Annotated in this window: 16 protein-coding genes; 3 read left to right on the top strand and 13 right to left on the bottom strand. The window is 48.1% G+C overall.

The annotated features are described in order from the left end of the window. The first annotated feature begins 54 nt into the window (after positions 1–54). Complete coding sequence (locus tag ACI4J0_RS00870) at positions 55–1,740, top strand: GspE/PulE family protein (RefSeq protein WP_439763926.1); 1,686 nt, start codon at positions 55–57, stop codon at positions 1,738–1,740. Positions 1,741–1,872: 132 nt separating this feature from the next. Here the strand turns inward: ACI4J0_RS00870 and ACI4J0_RS00865 are convergent, their stop codons facing one another. From ACI4J0_RS00865 to ACI4J0_RS00825, 9 genes are all read right to left on the bottom strand, one after another. Further along, the gene (locus tag ACI4J0_RS00865; protein WP_439763925.1) at positions 1,873–3,117 is read right to left on the bottom strand and encodes a galactokinase; all 1,245 of its coding nucleotides are present in this window, start codon (positions 3,115–3,117) and stop codon (positions 1,873–1,875) included. A gap of 16 nt (positions 3,118–3,133) precedes the next feature. Further along, positions 3,134–3,697: a DUF4364 family protein gene (locus tag ACI4J0_RS00860; protein WP_439763924.1), complete on the bottom strand. Its 564-nt coding sequence runs from the start codon at positions 3,695–3,697 to the stop codon at positions 3,134–3,136. A gap of 40 nt (positions 3,698–3,737) precedes the next feature. Then, positions 3,738–4,829: a chorismate synthase gene (aroC, locus tag ACI4J0_RS00855; protein WP_439763923.1), complete on the bottom strand. Its 1,092-nt coding sequence runs from the start codon at positions 4,827–4,829 to the stop codon at positions 3,738–3,740. Between the two features lie 30 nt (positions 4,830–4,859). Next, positions 4,860–6,086: a 3-phosphoshikimate 1-carboxyvinyltransferase gene (gene aroA, locus ACI4J0_RS00850; protein WP_439763922.1), complete on the bottom strand. Its 1,227-nt coding sequence runs from the start codon at positions 6,084–6,086 to the stop codon at positions 4,860–4,862. A gap of 24 nt (positions 6,087–6,110) precedes the next feature. After that, on the bottom strand, positions 6,111–7,166 hold the full coding sequence (gene aroB / locus ACI4J0_RS00845; RefSeq protein WP_439763921.1) for a 3-dehydroquinate synthase: 1,056 nt from the start codon (positions 7,164–7,166) through the stop codon (positions 6,111–6,113). An 81-nt stretch (positions 7,167–7,247) separates the two neighbouring features. After that, positions 7,248–8,288, bottom strand: a complete 1,041-nt coding sequence (locus tag ACI4J0_RS00840; protein WP_439763920.1) for a leucine-rich repeat domain-containing protein — start codon at positions 8,286–8,288, stop codon at positions 7,248–7,250. A 146-nt stretch (positions 8,289–8,434) separates the two neighbouring features. After that, positions 8,435–9,574 carry an acyltransferase family protein gene (locus tag ACI4J0_RS00835; RefSeq protein WP_439763919.1) on the bottom strand — a complete coding sequence of 380 codons (1,140 nt, stop codon included), beginning with the start codon at positions 9,572–9,574 and terminating at the stop codon, positions 8,435–8,437. Between the two features lie 204 nt (positions 9,575–9,778). Then, entirely contained in the window at positions 9,779–10,054 is a 276-nt protein-coding gene (locus ACI4J0_RS00830) for a zinc-ribbon domain containing protein (RefSeq protein ID WP_432649440.1), read from the bottom strand. Between the two features lie 138 nt (positions 10,055–10,192). Further along, positions 10,193–10,786: a sigma-70 family RNA polymerase sigma factor gene (locus tag ACI4J0_RS00825; protein WP_439763918.1), complete on the bottom strand. Its 594-nt coding sequence runs from the start codon at positions 10,784–10,786 to the stop codon at positions 10,193–10,195. A gap of 296 nt (positions 10,787–11,082) precedes the next feature. On the opposite strand from ACI4J0_RS00825, the gene ACI4J0_RS00820 reads away from it, so the two are divergent. Together ACI4J0_RS00820 and ACI4J0_RS00815 are read left to right on the top strand one after the other, a co-directional pair. After that, positions 11,083–11,808: a tRNA threonylcarbamoyladenosine dehydratase gene (locus ACI4J0_RS00820; protein ID WP_439763917.1), complete on the top strand. Its 726-nt coding sequence runs from the start codon at positions 11,083–11,085 to the stop codon at positions 11,806–11,808. Between the two features lie 395 nt (positions 11,809–12,203). Continuing rightward, a complete protein-coding gene (locus tag ACI4J0_RS00815) occupies positions 12,204–13,949 on the top strand; it encodes an ammonium transporter (protein ID WP_439763916.1) in 1,746 nt (581 codons plus the stop codon). Positions 13,950–14,000: 51 nt separating this feature from the next. Here ACI4J0_RS00815 and ACI4J0_RS00810 read toward each other — a convergent pair whose 3' ends face one another. The 4 genes from ACI4J0_RS00810 to ACI4J0_RS00795 form a co-directional block, all read right to left on the bottom strand. After that, positions 14,001–16,415 carry a M56 family metallopeptidase gene (locus tag ACI4J0_RS00810; RefSeq protein ID WP_439763915.1) on the bottom strand — a complete coding sequence of 805 codons (2,415 nt, stop codon included), beginning with the start codon at positions 16,413–16,415 and terminating at the stop codon, positions 14,001–14,003. Positions 16,416–16,417: 2 nt separating this feature from the next. Further along, the gene (locus ACI4J0_RS00805) at positions 16,418–16,774 is read right to left on the bottom strand and encodes a BlaI/MecI/CopY family transcriptional regulator (RefSeq protein ID WP_439763914.1); all 357 of its coding nucleotides are present in this window, start codon (positions 16,772–16,774) and stop codon (positions 16,418–16,420) included. Positions 16,775–16,932: 158 nt separating this feature from the next. Further along, positions 16,933–17,604: a phage head-tail adapter protein gene (locus ACI4J0_RS00800; protein WP_439763913.1), complete on the bottom strand. Its 672-nt coding sequence runs from the start codon at positions 17,602–17,604 to the stop codon at positions 16,933–16,935. A 9-nt stretch (positions 17,605–17,613) separates the two neighbouring features. Then, complete coding sequence (locus ACI4J0_RS00795; protein ID WP_439763912.1) at positions 17,614–18,240, bottom strand: hypothetical protein; 627 nt, start codon at positions 18,238–18,240, stop codon at positions 17,614–17,616. Between the last annotated feature and the right edge of the window lie 84 nt (positions 18,241–18,324).

Genomic DNA, 18,324 nt, shown 5'->3' with positions numbered 1-18,324 from the left:
AAATAAATTATAATAAAAATAAATCAATTTTTTTCAAAAAGGGAGTGCCGTAAAATGAGCAAAATTATCCCCATAGGCGAGGTCCTGAAGGAATACGGCTATATTACAGATGAAGAGCTTTCTCAGGCTCTTGCGGAACAGAAAAAGGACGGCAAACGCCGTCTGGGAACAGTTCTGCTTGATATGGGCTTCGTTACCGAGGGGCAGATACTTGACGCTATGGGAAAAAAGCTTGGCTGCAAGGTCATCGATCTTGACGCAACAAAGGTCAACCCCAAGGTGGTTGGCAAGCTTCCGAGACAGCTTGCGGAAAAATACTGCGCTCTCGTCATCGACACTGCGGGGGGCAGGCTTATTGTGGCTGTCAGCGACCCCTTGAACCTTTACGCGATCGAGGATATCCGCCAGATAACGGGCGCTCAGCTGGAGATCGTCCTTGCGGAGTCCGACCAGATAAAAAGAGCCATTGACTACAATTATACCGATGTGAACGCCCGCTCTGCGGCTATGGCTGCCGACACTCTTCCCGACGCCTCCTACATTCCGCCCAAGGGAGTATTTGAGGACTTCGAGACCGACAGCGATGTTCCCGTTGTCAAGCTCATAAACAGCCTGCTTGTGAAGGCATGCTCCTCGGGGGCAAGCGATGTTCACATCGAGCCTTTTGAAAACAGCACCTCGGTGCGTATGAGAATTGATGGGGTGGTGCTTGACTATGTGGATATATCCGCCGCCGTTCACGCCGCTCTTATCTCAAGGCTAAAAATTATGGCTAACCTTGACATTGCCGAAAAGCGGCTTCCTCAGGAGGGCCATTTCAAGACAGTTATCGAGGGATATGTGATGAATGTCCGCGTTTCGGTGATACCTACTGTTTTCGGTGAAAAGGCGGCGCTGAGATTTCTCTCCAACGAAGTTGTTTCCGACACCAGCGGACGATTCGGGATGTCCGATGAGAACAGCGAGAAATTCCTTGAAATGCTCCGCTCTCCCGGGGGCATGATATACATAACAGGTCCCTCGGGTTCGGGTAAGACCACAACTCTTTATATGGCTCTCGAGCACCTTGCCAAGCAGCAGGTGAACATTTCCACCATCGAGGACCCTGTGGAAAGGGCTATCCCCAGAGTTAACCAGATGCAGGTGAATAATCAGGCGGGGCTTACCTTTGAAAAGGGTCTGAGAGCGCTTCTGAGACAGGACCCCGACATTATTATGCTGGGCGAGACACGTGACGAGGAGACTGCTCAGATATCCGTAAGGGCGGCTGTCTCGGGTCATCTTGTGCTGTCCACTCTGCACACCGGCGACGCTGTATCTTCAATTATCAGGCTCAGGGAAATGGGTATCCCCGAGTATATGATATCCGCGACCCTGGTGGGCGTGGTGGCACAGCGGCTTGTACGCAGGATATGCCCCAACTGCGGCTATTATGACACTCCCACCAAGGAGGAGCTTGCGGCGCTGGGCGGCAGAGAAGTCCTCAAAATACGCAGGAGCCGCGGCTGCAGCCAGTGCAACAACTCGGGCTACAAGGGCAGGACGTCCATTCACGAAATGATAACGGTTGACAGCGAGATACGCCGTATGATAACCGATAACGCTCCGAGAGAGGAGATCGAGGAGTATGCCAAGAACGTTCAGGGAATGAAGCCCCTCAAAGAAAGCGCCGCAGAGCTTGTAAGCATGGGCATTACATCGGTGGAGGAGCTGCTGAGAGTGACATATTCGGTGGACTGATAATTATTGCTCCACCAATTAGTCCGTCTATAGGTTGATTGAGAATTAGTATTAGCGCATTATTTTATTGTATTGCTTGAACGAAAAAAATGAAGCGGTCTGCTTTCGGTTGAAACGCAGACCGCATTTTTTTTACTTTATCTCTGTTCCGCCCACAGGACGGATATACAGCTTATAGCAGCTTCCCTTTCCGAAAACCTTTTCCATAGCTTCGGAATATGTATCAAGCAGGTCATGGGGAACGAATGCCTGGATAGTGCCTGCAAAGCCGCCGCCGTGAACTCTCACAGCGCCTCTGCCCCGAAGCAGATCTTCGGAAATGTACAGACCCATAACAAGTCCCTGCTCCGAGGGATTTTTAACGGCAAAAACATTCTGAAGATATTTGAAGGAGCTGTTTCCGCTTTCGCTCACAAGCTTCAGAAATCCATCGATATCGCCGTTTCTGAGCGCCTCCGCTTCTTTTCCCACCCTCTCGTTATCGTCAAAGAAGTGGAATGCTCTTGCCACAGCTCTGTCGCCGCATTCCCTGCGGACCTCGGCGATATTTTCAAGGAGCTGCTCCTTTGTGATATCGCGAAGCTCGGACTTTCCGAAGAATTTTGCCACGGATCTCATTTCTACAGGTATTGCTGCATATTCGGGAGTGAGGTCGGCGTGGTTTCCCTTTGTGTCCACGATGCAGAGGGTGTAGCCCGATGAGGCAAAATCATAGGAGATCGAATCGATAACGGGATCTTCGGTGTCCTTGAAATCAATGGTGATAAATCCGCCTACCGAGGAAGCCATCTGGTCCATAAGACCCGAGGGCTTGCCGAAGTAAACATTCTCCGCATACTGTGCGATCTGTGCGATCTTTACCGCAGAAACGCTGCCCTCATTGCAGAGATATGAGAATATGGTGCCGATAAGGACTTCAAACGCCGCCGAAGAGGAAAGACCGCTGCCCTTGAGCACATTTGACGTAGTATAAGCCTTGAAGCCGCAGACCTTGAGACCTGCGTTCTTAAAGCCTGCCGCAACACCTCTGATAAGGGAAGCGGAGGAATTTTTCTCGTTTTCCTTTACGGAAAGGTCGGAGATGTCAACCACGTCCTCGGGGAAGCCCTCTGATTTTACCGAAACAACGTTTCCCTCGCAGGGCGAAACAACGGCGATAACGTCAAGTCCCACAGCCGCAGCCATAACGCAGCCGCGGTTATGGTCGGTGTGGTTTCCGCCTACCTCGGTCCTTCCGGGAGCGGAAAAGAGCCTGATATTATCCTGCTTGCCGTAGATCTCCTCAAAGCTTTTCATTGCAGCTTCATATCTGCTTTTCTGCATAGAAACAGCGTTTGCGCCATAGAGCCTTTCAAGTGTGCTTTCGCTGACAGTCATAGTGATCTTCCTTTCATCAAAGGTATTTTTCAACGTCTATTTCTTCCTCGGAGTTATCGAGAAGAAAGCCCAGTATCTTTTTGTAAGCTCCCCCGGGATTTGACCTTATCCTTTCCGCAATAAGCTCGCCCTGAGCTGTATCCGGTGCAAAAAAGCTCATATTTATAAGCTCTCTGCCCCCGTCGGAGAGCGCAAAGCTTACCATGCAGCCGTCCTCAGCCTCGGAAACGGCGCAGGAGCACATATCCTCGTTCTGTTCGCGGATAAAGAAACCCAATGCGGCTTTCAGAAGCTTTTTTCTGAAAACAAGGGGAATGTAGCGGTTAAAGTATTCCGAGCCCAGCCTGCCCTTTTCGGTAAGGCTTATGCTGCCCTTATCCGAAATGACAGAGCCGTTCCGGATAAGCTCCGAAAGGGCGTCGGAATAGTAAAAATAGTTTATTACGCCGCTGTCCTCCGAGATGAGTCTCAGCTGCTCCTCGGTGACGGGGCGGTTAAGCTTTTCTAAAATATAGCACAGCAGAATTTTAACGCTGTGAACGGAGTTAAGCTCCGGGCTTGTCATCTGCTGACCCGACATTTTCCTTTTCTCCTTTTTCCTCTGTGCTATCCTTACCCTTTCAGAAGTTGGGGTAATCCAGCATATGCGAAAGTATTGCGATATTGGCTGCCGCCTCCACTACGGGCACTGCTCTCAGCACAACGCAGGGGTCGTGTCTGCCCTTGATCTCGATGGTGGAATTGGTGAGATTTGAGTAATCGATGGTGTCCTGGGGCTGGGCGATGGAGGGAGTGGGCTTGAATGCCACTCTGAAAATTATGGGCATACCGCTGGAAATTCCTCCGAGAATACCGCCGTGATTGTTGGTCTTGGTCTTGACGTGACCGTGGTCGTCAACATAGAAGTCATCGTTATTCTGGCTTCCCAGCATTTTTACGGCGTTGAAGCCTGCGCCGAATTCAATGCCCTTTACCGCAGGAATGCCGAAAACCAGCTGTGCGATGGTGTTTTCAAGTCCCTCGAACATAGGGGAGCCTATGCCCGCAGGCACGTTTGTAATGGCACATTCAACGATACCGCCCACGCTGTCGAGACATTCTCTTGCCTTGGCGATGTCGTTGTACATAGCGGTACCTTTTTTATCATTGATAACGGGTATCTTTTTGTGACGGATATTGATAATTGTCTCCCTGTCGATGTTGCAGGGGTCGAACATGGTATCCTTGATATTGTGTATCTGAGCGATGTGAGCGCCTGTGTAAATGCTCCTGCGCTCAAGGATCTGACCGCAGACTGCTCCTGCGAATACGATGGGAGCGGTAAGTCTGCCCGAGAAATGACCGCCGCCTCTTACATCATTGAAGCCCCGATAGCGGACTGCGCCCGTATAATCGGCGTGACCCGGGCGGGCAAGATGGGACACGTTTTTATAGTCATTTGAATGCTGGTCGGTATTCTGAATGAGCGCCATAAGGGGAGTGCCCGTGGTACGGTTGTTGAGCATACCCGACATAATGCTGGGCATATCCGCTTCCCTGCGGTGGGTGGAGGTAGCGTCGTTGCGGGGCGCGCGTCGTGCCATAAACTCCTTGAGCTGCTCTAAGTCGATATATTCCCCGGGGGGAAGATTGTCAATAGTCACGCCTATAGCGGGACCGTGGGATTCCCCGAAAAGGGAAATGCTTATATTGTGGTTCCAGAATGAGGACATCGGTAGGTTTCTCCTTCCATTTAAAAAGGCTTACAATATTTCAAACTGTCCGCCGAGCGACTTGAAGTCATCAAAAAATCGGGGATAGCTTTTATTAACATTCTCCGCACCGTGAATGATAACGGGGGCATCTGAGGATGTAGCGGCAATGGCGGCTGCCATTACTATACGATGATCCCGGCAGGAATCAACCTCGCCGCCTGTGAATGTATCGATATGCTCCATTGTGAGGAAATCGTCTCCTGCTGTTACCTTGCCGCCGATGGCGTTAAGGGCATTTGCCACGCAGGTAAGACGGTCGCTTTCTTTAATTTTCAAGCGGGCGGCATTAACGATCTTTGACTGTCCCTTTGTGAATGAGCCTAAGACCGCAAGAATGGGAACGAGGTCGGGTATATCGGCAACATCAACGGTAAAAGGAGCCATATCCGCACCGCAGGAAGCGATAATATCAAGTATCGCCTTGTCGCCCTGAACGGAATGGGGGTCAAGGTTTGTTACCTTTACCTCCGAGCCGAGAGCGTTTGCGGCAAAGAAGAACGCCGCCTGAGAATAATCGCCCTCAACGGCTGTGCGGCAGGGCTTGTATTTCTGACCGCCCTTGATAAGATAAATGGGCAGACCGTTCATAGACATCTCTCTGATGTCAATGCCGAATTTTTTCAGCGCCGCTATAGTCATATCCGCATAGGGCTTTGACTGGAGGGGGGAGGTGAGCTTTATCACCGAGTCCTCATCGCACAAAGGCAGCGCCAGCATAAGACCTGTTATAAACTGTGAGGAAACGTCGCCTTCAAGGTCATATTCGCCTGCTCTGAGCTTTCCCGTCAGGGTAATGGGCAGACCGCTCTGCGGCTCAAAGGTAACGCCCTTTGAAGGAAATTCCCTTGTGTAGGGGGTTATGGGTCTCTGAGGGAGCTTGGCGTGACCGTTTAAGGTGGCTGTTGTTCCCAGAGCAGCCGCAACGGGAATGATAAATCTTAGAGTGGAGCCGCTTTCGCCGCAGTCGATCTCTGCTTTTTCGGCGGGAGCTTTAATGCCCCTTACGGTGTATGTGCCGCTGTCGGCGAGCACGTTTGCGCCGAGAGCCTCCATTGCCTGAGATGTGACCGTTATGTCATTGGAGTCGGTAACGTTTGATATCTCCGAAACTCCGTCCGCAAGGGCGGCGGCGATTATCATTCGGTGGGAATAGCTTTTCGAGGAGGGGGCGCTTACCGTTCCGATAAGCTTTGAGGGGTAGATCTTAACGTCCATACAAGACCAACTTTCAAGAAAAATTTATTTTAAGAAGCTTTCAAAAGCGTCAACTGTCATTTTTACGGCGGAGGAAACGCCGATATCAGAGCATATTATAACACTGATACTGCTGCCCGCTCTTTTTTTATCGTTAAGGCAGGCACCGCCGAGGTCCTTTGCCTCGGGTTCAACGGTGATGTCAAGGCAGTATTTTCCGAGCGCGGTCATAAGCTCGTCCGTAAGACCGCTTCTGCACATATTTTTGCTCTCGGCAAGCCGTGTTATCATTTCCATTCCCTTTGCCACCGCTCTGCCGTGGGAAATTCCTGTGTAATGGTAATACTGCTCGATGGAGTGACCGAGGGTGTGACCGAAATTAAGGAGCATTCTCTCGCCCTTGTCAAACTCGTCCGCCTCAACAACGTCACGCTTTATGGCAACGCAGCGGGCGATGATATCCTCCATTACCTCCCATATGCTGTCGATATCGCGGCTCATAAGGATATCGAAAAGGGGGGCAGATCTTATCATTGCGTATTTAACTACCTCGCCCATTCCGTCAATGAGGAAATCACGGGGGAGGGTCCTGAGGGCTTCGGTGTCGCACAGAACAAGCTTTGGCTGCTTGAATGCACCCACAAGATTTTTTCCCTCGGGAATGTCGATGGCGGTCTTTCCGCCTACAGAGGAATCCACCTGGGCAAGGAGAGAGGTTGGGAGCTGGACGAAATCCATTCCTCTGAGATAGGTCGCCGAAGCGTAGCCTGCCATATCTCCCGTAACGCCGCCGCCCAGAGCTATGATGCAGTCTGTTCTTGTGAAATGGTTGGCTGCCAGGAAGCTGTAAATTTTATTTAATGTGTCGGAGCATTTTGAAGCCTCGCCGTGGGGGAATATGAAGCTGCAAACGTCAAATCCCGCTTCACTCAGGGACTTTTTCACCCTGTCCGAATATATCCCGCTTACGTTGTCGTCGGAGATGAGGGCTATCTTTTCAGCCTTTGTGACCTTTCTTACGTATTCACCGCAGTTTTTCAGCAGTCCGCCGCCGATGATAACATCGTATTTTTCGGAGGCATTCACGGTAATGGTTTCCATAAAATAACGTCCTTTCGGAAAAAATCAAGCGATTTTGAAAAAAATCAAGTGACTCTGTTAAGACGGCAGAGTCACATTTTTTTAATTTGTCACAATAACGCAGTCGGGAAGATGTGTTTCAAGATATTCAAGCTCGTTGAAGTCCGATGTGCGCTTGAGATCGATATTGATTATATAAAGCTTTTTCAGGCTGTCCAGCTCGTAAACGGGGCTGAGGTCGGTGAGGGGATTGTCCGAAAGCTTGAGCCAGCCCAGAGTTTTAAGCTCCGCCAGGGGAGTGATGTCGGTTATCTGATTGCCGTTTATGTATATTTCGGTGACAGCGCTCATACGCCACAGAGGGAAAATATCGGTGATGGAATTATTCTGTAAATGGAGACGGTCCATCATCACCATGCCCTCAAGAGGGGATATATCGCTTATCTTGTTGTCATTTAATTTGAGGAGCTTCATACCCTTCATGCCTTCGAGAGGGGAAATGTCCGTTATTTCGTTGTCGGAAAGATCCAGATTGGTAAGATTTACCAGATTTTTCAGAGGCGAGATATCCTTGATCTCGTTATCTCTCAGATAGAGAGTGCGGAGATTTGTAAGCCCTGAAATTGGCGTAAGGTCGGAAATATTGTTCTTGAAAAGGGAAAGGGTCTGGAGATTTGTAAGACCCATTATGGGGGTAAGGTCGCTGATGTTGTTCTGATAGATGTGAAGCTCGGTGAGGTTCAGCATATATTTCAGGTCAGCGATATCCTCGTTGGTAAGCCCCATATTGTTAAGAGTGAGGGAGGTGAGGGAGGTGGAATATTCCACGCCCTTTATGGTTATGGTCTTGGGAAGGTCCACCATAGCGTTTTCCTTGGCGCTTACTGCTGCGCTGACCTCGGGGAGGTCGGAGCCGTTCAGATAATCAAGCTTTGACTTGGGGATAAGGGTGGGGGCGGCTTCGGTCTGAAGCTCGGCAAGCTGGCTTTCGAGATTGTCCACCTTGGAGACAAGCTCGTCCTTGGAAAGCTCCGCATTGCCTGCTTCTGCGGCAGAGACATCGTTGGAGTCGGCACAGCCTGTGAAAAGGAAAAGCATTGATATGAGCGTTATTACAGTCAGAACAAGATACCGTTTTTTCACTTGAAGCACCGCCTTTCACACTTGATAGCCTATACCTCGGGAGACACCTGTACAAGTTTATTATATGATATTTTTTTCTCAATGTCAATAGATTATAAAACCGAAAGTCCGTTTTTAACTGTCATATTTCAAAAATGCCGGAAAATTTAATTGTCATTTTCAGTGAGCTTATCTGCAAAGAGCTTTTTCAGCTTTTTGTTCCAGAGAAGCCTGAGCAAATGGATAGCGGCATAGTAAATGCAGCAGCTTGCAGCGGTGATCCCTGCCATAAGAAGTAAACTCATCTTAAAGCTTTTTCCGGGGAAATACTCCATAATAAGGATCTCTGCGCACCACTGGTTCAGATAGACAGCAAGTGACAGCGAGCCGCAGAAACGGAATATCCTGTTTTGGAAAATTTCTGAAAAATAGCTTTTTTGGCTGAAAACTATTGCTATAATAATGGGGATTATCATCATAGCGATATATGAATACTTTGTGTCGCGGTCTGCATAAAACCAGATGCCGAAGAACAGAAGATAAAGGACCGCCTCAATAATGGTGAGCAGTATGCGGCTCTCTTTTGTTTTTACTCCTGCGATAAGCTTTTTGCAGATGATCCAGGCCACTCCGCTCAAGAGTATCCCGCAGGCGGCTCTGAGCACGCCGCCGAGTATAAATCCGCAGTATTCATACTGACTGAGATAGTGACGGGAATTGGTGTATTCGGAGGAAAGCATAAATCCGAGCAGCAGCAGTCCGCCGAAGGGCGCAAGGATATTGATGTAAAGGTCGTTGTTTCTGAGATAAAGATATGCGAGGGGCAGCAATGCAACGAGCATTGCCGAAATATACCAGGTATGTCCGTTTATCATTGCAATGTTCGTGCCGCTCTGGGAGAGGCAGAAGATCTCGGGAAGCAGGTGGGGGAGCTTTTTGAGCCCTGCCGCAGAGCCGTTTACGTTAAAGTACACGAAAATATTGATAATGAGCACGACGATATAAGGCAGTGCAATTGCCTTATACTTGCGTACCACAAAGTTAAGCGCGGTCTCACCCGCTTTATCGGGCTGCGTTTTCAGCTTTGACAGGGAATTTATCATAAGGAGTCCCGAGATAACAAAAAACGAATGAACGCTTACATATCCCAAAGATGTCCACGATATATCAAAAGGTATTCTTGTACCCGGGTTTGCAAAAAAAGTACCTGCATGACCTAAAAATACAAAAAAAGTAAAGATCAGCTTCAGAAAATCCAGCTGATAATTCCTTGCAGGGCTTTGTCCGGCACTGTTTTCAGGCGGCATGAATGATCTCTCCCAATAAATACATACTTTATTTTATTTTATCATAATTTCCGCCGAAAGTCAAGAAAAACGCTTATGTTGCAAGAAAATAAATTTTTAAAAATTTTATACGCAGATATATCCTGCAATGCGGCAAAATAAAAACCCGATCTGCCGCCGCATGGTGACAGACCGGGTATGACTCATAAATAAAGCCCCTCGGAATTATTCTTCCTTCATCTTAGCGAAGCACTCGCTGCAGTAAACGGGACGGTCCTCTCTGGGTCTGAAAGGAACTCTTGCTACTCCGCCGCAGGAAGCGCAGGTAGCCTCAAACATTTCTCTCTCACCCTTGGCGCCGTTCTTGCGTGCGCTGCGGCAGCTCTTACATCTCTGAGGCTCGTTCTCAAAGCCCTTTTCAGCGTAAAATTCCTGCTCGCCTGCAGTGAATACGAACTCCTGGCCGCATTCCTTGCATACTAATGTCTTGTCTTCGTACATTTTAATTTCCCTCGCTTAAATAAATTTTGATTGGACCTGAGGACGGACTCGCACCGACACCTTTGATAAACAACGCTCTAAATGATTAAGCTACTTGGCCGCATATATACAGATGAGCATTGCTCATATGCACGTAAATTATCCGTCGTTGCCGACGAGTTTCCCTCTAAGCTTTGCACTCGCTCTTCCGGCGGCATTTTTAGCGGATTTTTCCGGAATGCCGAGCCTTGCTCCGATCTCCTCAAAAGTAAGCCCTGAGAGGTGAAGCAGAAAGCAGCGCCTTTCCATAGGGGATAATGTGTTTTCAAGCTCTTTCAGAATTTCCCTCTGAATTATAATGCTTTCGGGAGTGAGAGTGCTTGCGGGTTCTTCGTTATCGCTGCTGTCCTCTGCAAACTGCTGACCCCTGAGCTTTGCAGCCGCAGTTTTCATGCGGTTCACAATGCAGGAATATGCGAAGGACGAGAATTTTGAGCTTTTATCGTCCTTATATCCTCTGACTGCGCTCAGCAGCCCGAGCATACCCTCCTGAATGAGATCGTCATAGGCGGAAGGGTCGGGACAGATAGCCGCCGCTTTGCTCTTTATCATTGGAAAAAAACGGTAGATAAGCTCACTGTAGCCGGAAACATAAAGCTTGTTTTCCCGGCAGAGCATTGCCAGCTCCTCGTCGGAGCGTTCGGACAGCACATCACACAGATTATCGTTATTTTCGCTGCGTTCAGCTGTCATAGCATTGCCCCCGTGAAAAAACACATTGACAGCAAAAGGGTATAACTTCTGCTTTCCCTTATTCTAACCTATTTATTCCTTTTTGTCAAGAGCCTTTTTAATAAATTTTAAACGCAATACAAATATTTGTTATAAAAGTTATTATTTATACATTGCTTTTGTGCATATTGCTGATTGAAAAGGCATATGTATCGTATATTCTTTTATAAAATGCGAGAGGGCAGTATATAATATTGACAAATTTCCGAAAAGAATGATATACTATTATTTAAGTAAATGAAAAGGGAGCGTTAAAATTGCTTAATGAATTTTCAAGAACCGAGCTGCTTCTGGGCGGCGAGGCTATGGAAAGACTTAAAAATGCACGTGTTGCGGTGTTCGGCGTAGGCGGCGTGGGCGGATATGTGGTTGAAGCCCTTGCGCGAAGCGGCGTGGGCGCCATTGACCTTATTGACAGCGACAGGGTGAGCCTTACAAATCTCAACAGGCAGATAATTGCTCTGCAAAGCACTGTGGGTATGCTCAAGACCGACGCTGCTGCGGCGCGTATCATGGATATTGCACCCGATTGCAAGGTGGTGAAGCACCCTGTTTTCTACACTCCCGAGACCGCAGGCGAATTTGATTTTACGGAGTATGACTATGTGGTGGACGCCATTGACACCGTTTCGGGGAAAATTGAGCTTGTAATGAATGCGGACAGGTGCGGCACCCCCATTATCAGCTCCATGGGGGCAGGCAACAAGCTTGACCCCACCGCTTTTGAGGTGGCGGATATTTACAAGACCTCCGTATGCCCTCTTGCAAAGGTCATGAGATACGAGCTGCGGCGCAGGGGGATAAAGCATCTCAAGGTGGTCTATTCAAGGGAAACGCCTATTGTTCCGAACGGCACCTCCGACTGCGAGGAAGAGGACTGCAAAAAGAGAATGATCCCCGGGTCTATAGCTTTTGTGCCCTCGGTGGTGGGGCTTATCATTGCGGGGGAGGTCATTAAGGATATTGCATTGGCTGACAATTGACAATACTGAGATCTGACGAAAAACCATTTAAATATGTATGATAAACAGCCTTGTTGAAAATGCAAGGCAGTTTTGTTTTACTTGCATATAGAATGATATCGCCCGTATTTGCCCGAATTTGCAGGATACTACCCTAAAATATGCAATTTATCAAAATACAAAATTCATAATTTATCATAAAAGTGTGTAAATGCAATAATATTGGATATAAAATGCAGGAATAAATATGATTTATTGCATAAATTTTCAAAAAACTCTTGACAAACGGCAAATTGCGTTGTATAATAAAACCATAGAAAAAACAGCAACGGCGCTGTAAAAAATGCAAGAATATTTTCAGGGAATTGCATTTTTTATATTGCCGTTTTTGTTTTAAAAAATGGAGGGTGATTTATATGACAGAAGAACTTATGACCGTTCAGGAGTCCGTTCTGGGCGAAGTGTTCGGTATCTGGTTCCTCATCGGCGCTGCACTGGTATTCTTTATGCAGGCAGGCTTCGCAATGGTAGAAACGGGCTTCACAAGAGCCAAGAACGCAGGAAACATCATAATGAAAAACCTGATGGATTTCTGTATCGGTACTGTGATGTTCATTCTGATAGGCTTCAGCCTTCTCCTCGGTGAGGACTATATGGGACTTATCGGAAAGCCCGGCTTCGATATTTTCACAAGCTATGAGAATTTCGACTGGTCCAATTTCGTTTTCAACCTTGTATTCTGTGCGACCACAGCGACTATCGTTTCGGGTGCAATGGCTGAAAGAACTAAGTTCCTTTCCTACTGCATCTACTCCGGAGTTATCAGCGGTCTTATCTATCCAATTGAAGCACACTGGATATGGGGCGGCGGCTGGCTCGCTCAGATGGGCTTCCACGATTTCGCAGGCTCCTGCGCTATCCATATGGTAGGCGGTATCTCCGCTCTCATCGGCGCAAAGATTCTTGGTCCCAGAATCGGCAAATTTGTCAAGGACAAGGACGGCAAGGTAACAAAGGTAAACGCTATCCCCGGTCACTCACTTACAATAGGCGCTCTCGGCTGCTTTATCCTCTGGTTCGGCTGGTACGGCTTCAACGGCGCAGCAGCAACCACAGGTCCTCAGCTCGGCTCCATCTTCCTTACAACAACGGTAGCTCCCGCAGTTGCAACGGTCGTATGTATGATATTCACATGGGTAAAATACGGCAAGCCCGATGTTTCGATGTGCCTTAACGCTTCCCTTGCAGGTCTCGTTGGTATCACAGCAGGCTGTGATGTAATGGACTGCTTCGGCGCAGCAATGGTGGGCGTTGTTTCCGGACTCTTAGTAGTATTCGGCGTATGGCTCCTTGACCACGTTCTCTACATCGATGACCCCGTTGGTGCAGTTGCAGTACATATGATGAACGGTATCTGGGGTACTCTTGCAGTTGGTCTTTTCGCAACAGAAACAGCTCCCGAATGCACAATGAACGGTCTGTTCTACGGCGGCGGATTTGGACTTCTCGGCACTCAGGCTCTTGGCGTTGTAACAGTTGCTGTATGGACAGCGATCACCATCACTATCACATTCGTTATCATCAAGTCAACTATCGGTCTCAGAGCTTCCGCAGAGGAGGAGACAAGAGGTCTCGATATCACAGAGCACGGTCTTCCTTCCGCATATGCAGACTTTATGCCCGCAAATTCTTCCATCTCTATCTTCACAGGCAAGTCCACAGTTGAGGAGCCTGCTCCCGTTGCGGCAGCAGTTCCCGTTGTTGAGAACCGTCCTCATATCGAGAGAGACCCCAACGCAAAGAACAAGTACACCAAGGTCTCCATCGTCTGCAAGCAGGGCAAGTTTGACGATCTCAAGAATGCTCTCAGCGATATCGGCGTAACAGGCTTCACGGTTACAAATATCCTTGGCTGCGGCACTCAGAAGGGTGCAGGCGAAATGTATCGCGGTGTTCCCATCGAGACCACGCTCCTGCCTAAGATAAAGGTCGAAGTTGTTATCTGCAAGGTTCCTGTTGAAACAGTCGTTGAAGCCGCAAGAAAGGCTCTCTACAGCGGTCATATCGGAGACGGAAAGATATTCGTTTACGATGTTGAGGACGTTGTAAGAGTAAGAACCGGCGAGAATGGCTACGACGCCCTTCAGGACGCTGAAAACTGATAAAAATTAAAAGCTTGCTCCCTCTGTCAATTTGACAGGGGGAGCTTTGTGTTATGTATTTTCGGTTATGGTTAGCGAGCTGAGCAGCTTATATATTGTCTCCCCGCTCGTTCCCGCATCGGAAATGAAGCTGAGAAATATGTAATAATCCCCGCTTCTTACAACATAGTCATAAGCATCATAGCTGCCATCGGGTGAATATTTATCGGGAGTGGAGGTGGAGATAAAATATTCAAACGGGTCATCCTCACCGCCGAATTTTTCTTCATTCACAGTTATCTCATAGCCGTGAGCTATATCTGTCTTGAAATCCTCGGGGTCGATTCCTTCGCTTACGGGATAGGGAACGCCTATCTCAAAAACCTTTCCGCCGTTTAATGAAGCGGTGCTGTGCCCCATTTCCCATTCGGCAGGTATCATAAGAAAGACATTGACCGTTCTGTTGTCCTCCGGGTCGGGGGAATAGCCTCCCGTTACCCTGTGATATATAGGATAATCCTCGCTGTGACTGCGCCAATATTCGGGATATTTTATGCTCTCTCTTGCCTTGACAATATCAACATACTGCAGGTCGGAAGGTTCATCATATGTCCCTTCAATTCCCAGTTCTTCAAGCCACGCACCCCACATATCATATTGACGGTAAACTTTCATATAGTCTCCCGAGCCTTCGAGCTCGAAATATGCCTTGTAGCCGTTATAGTGTTCATTGTCTGTGGTCCCGTCCTCAAGGTTAAGCTCAATGTTGTAGGTAAATGAAAGCCATATTCTGCCCTCGTCGGTAATGCCGCTCAGGACTTTTCCAATGCTGCTTTTTGCTTCAAGCGATTTTACTCCATTGCCTAAAGTATCCTCATTGGCTTTCTTTTTCGCATTGGCATACATAAGCATATCGGGGTCGGAGATGTATTTCTCGGGAGCAAAATCACCTATCTTCATAAAGTCGTTCCAGTAATCGGTGAGGTAGCTTAAACAGAACTCAAGCTCCCGTTCAAGCTCCAGTTCACGCTGCCGTTTAATCTCTCGTTCAAGCTGCTGTTCAAGCTCCAGTTCGCGCTGCCGTTCAGTCTCTCGTTCAAGCTGCTGTTCAAGCTCCAGTTCACGCTGCCGTTCAGTCTCTTGTTCAAGCTGCTGTTCAAGCTCCTCATTCACCGGTGCATCTGAGAGCAATCCGCAAAGCTCATTATAGCCTTCCTCCGACATCTTATAATATTCCGTACTGCCCTCCGACTCATAGACCGCATAAAATACATCTCCCGAGCGGCAAACGGTAAGGCTGTCATATTCTCCCGTGAAGTCTGAGCTTTTGTACATTCTGAAAGCGTAGTCAAGGTATATCCCGCCGTCAATGTCGGGCAGAGAGCTTTTCCGTATCTTTTTAAGCTTTGCGCCGTTTATTTTGTCTATCAGTTCACGGATATATTCCCCGTCGGAAAGCCTTGTCTCGGTTTCATCTTTGTAGGTTATAACCGCTACAGAATATGAGCCTGCATTATTTTCAAGGGTAATTCCGGAATTTTCCGAATTAGTGAGCAGGCAGACCGCCGCAATTGCAAGAAGTATCACAGCGGATATTGTGGCAATGACCGTAGGCTTTTTTAGGCTCAGAACGCCCTTTATCCTTGACTTGATACCCGTCTCCCCAAATCCCAGAAGACCGTAAAGCCTGTTTTGCCGCAGAGACATATTCAGAAGTGCATTTGCGTATTCCCGTCTTACGTCTCCCTCAAAGCTTCTAACTGCCCTTTCATCGCAGGAAAGCTCCATATCCCTTGACATAAGCCTGTAGGACAGCCAAATCATTGGATTGAACCAATGTATGCTCAGCGCCGCAGTTGCCAGAAGCTTGATAAAGTGATCGCCCCGCCTGATGTGGGTGTTCTCATGGGCGGCAATGTATTCTGTGTCCTTTTCCGAAACGCCTGCCGGAATGTATATCCTCGGTCTCAGATATCCGAAAACAAAGGGCGAGCCGATATTTTCGCAGAGGTAAATATTGTCCCTCAGATGTTCGCTGTCCCTCACAAGTCGATTTACCCTTATAAACGATACAGCCGTATAAATAAGCATTGCCCCCACGCCTATGAGCCATATGACAGAGCAGACGGACATAATTATCTGCATAGGGTCTGCGCTGTATTCGGGAACGGGCGCAGGCAGGGAATTGTTTATAGCCTCGTTTACCTGGGGAATAGAGATAGTCACTGCGGGCGATGGGGAATGTGAAATATCCTCGGGGATATAGGTCATTCGGCTCTCCGTTGTCTCGGGGCGGATAAGGTTAAAAAGGCTCGCCGCCGATGAAAAGGAAAAGGGGCAGAGCAGGCGTATTCCCAGAATGCTCCATAAAGCATAGGAATATTTTTTAGGCAGCTTTTTCATAAAAAGCCTGATAAGCATGATCGCGGCGGCAATGTATGTGCCCGTAATGCTCATATTGAGAACTGTTCTGAAAATGCTCTCCATTGTCAGCCCTCCTCTGTGTGCTCGTCAATGAGCCTTTTCAGCTCCTCGGCTTCTTCCTTTGTAAGCTTTTCGCGGCTGAGAAATGCGGTGAGAAACATTGGCAGAGAGCCGCCGCAGACCTTGTTCACAAGGCTCTCCGATCTCTCTCCCAGCACATCGCCCCGCCGGCGCAGGGAAGTGATGACCGCATTTTCGCTCTTTATCGCCTGCTTGTCCGTAAGCTTTTTTATAACGGTGTAAACAGTGGACTTTTTCCACCCAAGCCTTTCGAATGCAAGGCTTACAAGCCTTCCCGATTTTACAGGCTCGTTTTCCCAGATTATCTCAAGCAATCTCTGCTCGCTGTCGGATATGTTCATTTTAATGACCGTCCTTCTATCTGATATTTGGTCTATTGCTATAGACCGTAACGCTTATACATAGTCTATCACAATAGACCAAAAATGTCAATAGGAAAAATAAAAAAATCTGCGCTTTGCTTTAAAAAAGCATAACGCAGATCTGAAATACCATATTATCAGCCCTTGAGCCGCAGCTTTCGGAGTCTATCCTCAATTCTGAGACAGGCTTCGATGTGCATTATCGGGTGCCGCGACAGGGGCATTTTAATAAGTCCGCAGCTGTCCTTGCCGCACCAGTAATCAATGAGCCAGCGGGCGTTTTCCGAACTGCTGACCACATTCAGACTCTCAAGAACGCTTCTCCTTTCATCTGAGACTTTTATTTTCATATCATCAAAGGAAAGTGACCTGAGAAGCTTAGATGTGGAGCGGTCAACTTCGGATATGTAGGCGTACAGCTCATCAATGTCAAGAGCCTCGGAAAATTTGACTATTTCCTCCTTGACAAGCTCATTGCCCGTTGTGATGATGGAGGATTTTATCCTGCTTTGGAAATCCTGCCCGAAAAACACCTGCTCGTCCCCTGCAATAAGTGTGTGTGCGGTAATGTCCTCAATTCGGAAAATGTGCCACAGGGAATATGCGATAGTTTTGCTGTGATATCCATCGGCATTTATAAAAGGGGCGGCGCACAGCTCCTCACGGGAAAGCTCGTCTCTGAAACGGAATATCTCCTTTTTTAGCTCGCTTCTGAGCATAAGAAGGGTATCGATACCCCGGGAAAAAGTCTCACGCTTTTTTAGCTGCGTCTGCATAGTCTTGTTGAGCTCGGACCATTCCTTGTTCATTGCGGTTCCTTATTCGGGTCTGAGGACGCTTGTGTCTATTGTGCCGATATCAACTTCGGAAATATTGCCGAGACCCTCTGTGACAATTCCTGTTTTGTCAATAAGCCCGTCGGTGCTTACATCGGCAATGTTTCTGATAGCGCTGCCCGGGGGCGGCAGGGGAGCTTCTCTCAGCCCTGTTACCTCGGGAACTGCAATGTCCGCCTTGACCCTGTTTTTTCTCCTGTCAATATCCTTGAAGAAATCATCGGGGTTCTGGGAGCTGAGCATCTTTTCTTCTTTAAGTCGTGCCTTTTCTGCACGTTCTTTTGCAAGAGCATCGTCAACGTCGATAACTTCGGTGTTGACGGTGACGATATTTCCATGGATAAAGCTGTCGTCGAAGCCTGATTTGTCGGCAAGCCCGTCTGTGCTTTGCTCCGCAATGTTTTTAATGGAGCTGCCCGGAGGAGGGAGGGGCTCCTCTCTGAGACCAACGATCTCCGGGGACTCTATATTAACGTCCACCTCGCGCTTTTTCGGCTTTCTGCCCATATCCTTGAAGAAATCATCGGCATTTGCGGGCTGGTTGAGCCCTGAAGCGGGGGAGGGGCTTACGGGAGCGGTGTCATTTTTTTTAGTTCCGAAAAAAATCATTATTCATCTTCCTTTTATAAATTATTTTGGAAATGTGTATCAGTGATTTTATGATTTATGTAAATTATACCATATCTTTCAAAA

The sequence above is a fragment of the Huintestinicola sp. genome, from assembly GCF_051882455.1.
Taxonomy (GTDB): Bacteria; Bacillota; Clostridia; order Oscillospirales; family Ruminococcaceae; genus Huintestinicola.
The sequence above is the reverse complement of the archived record's forward strand: the minus strand, read 5'-3'. Positions and strand labels throughout refer to the sequence as shown.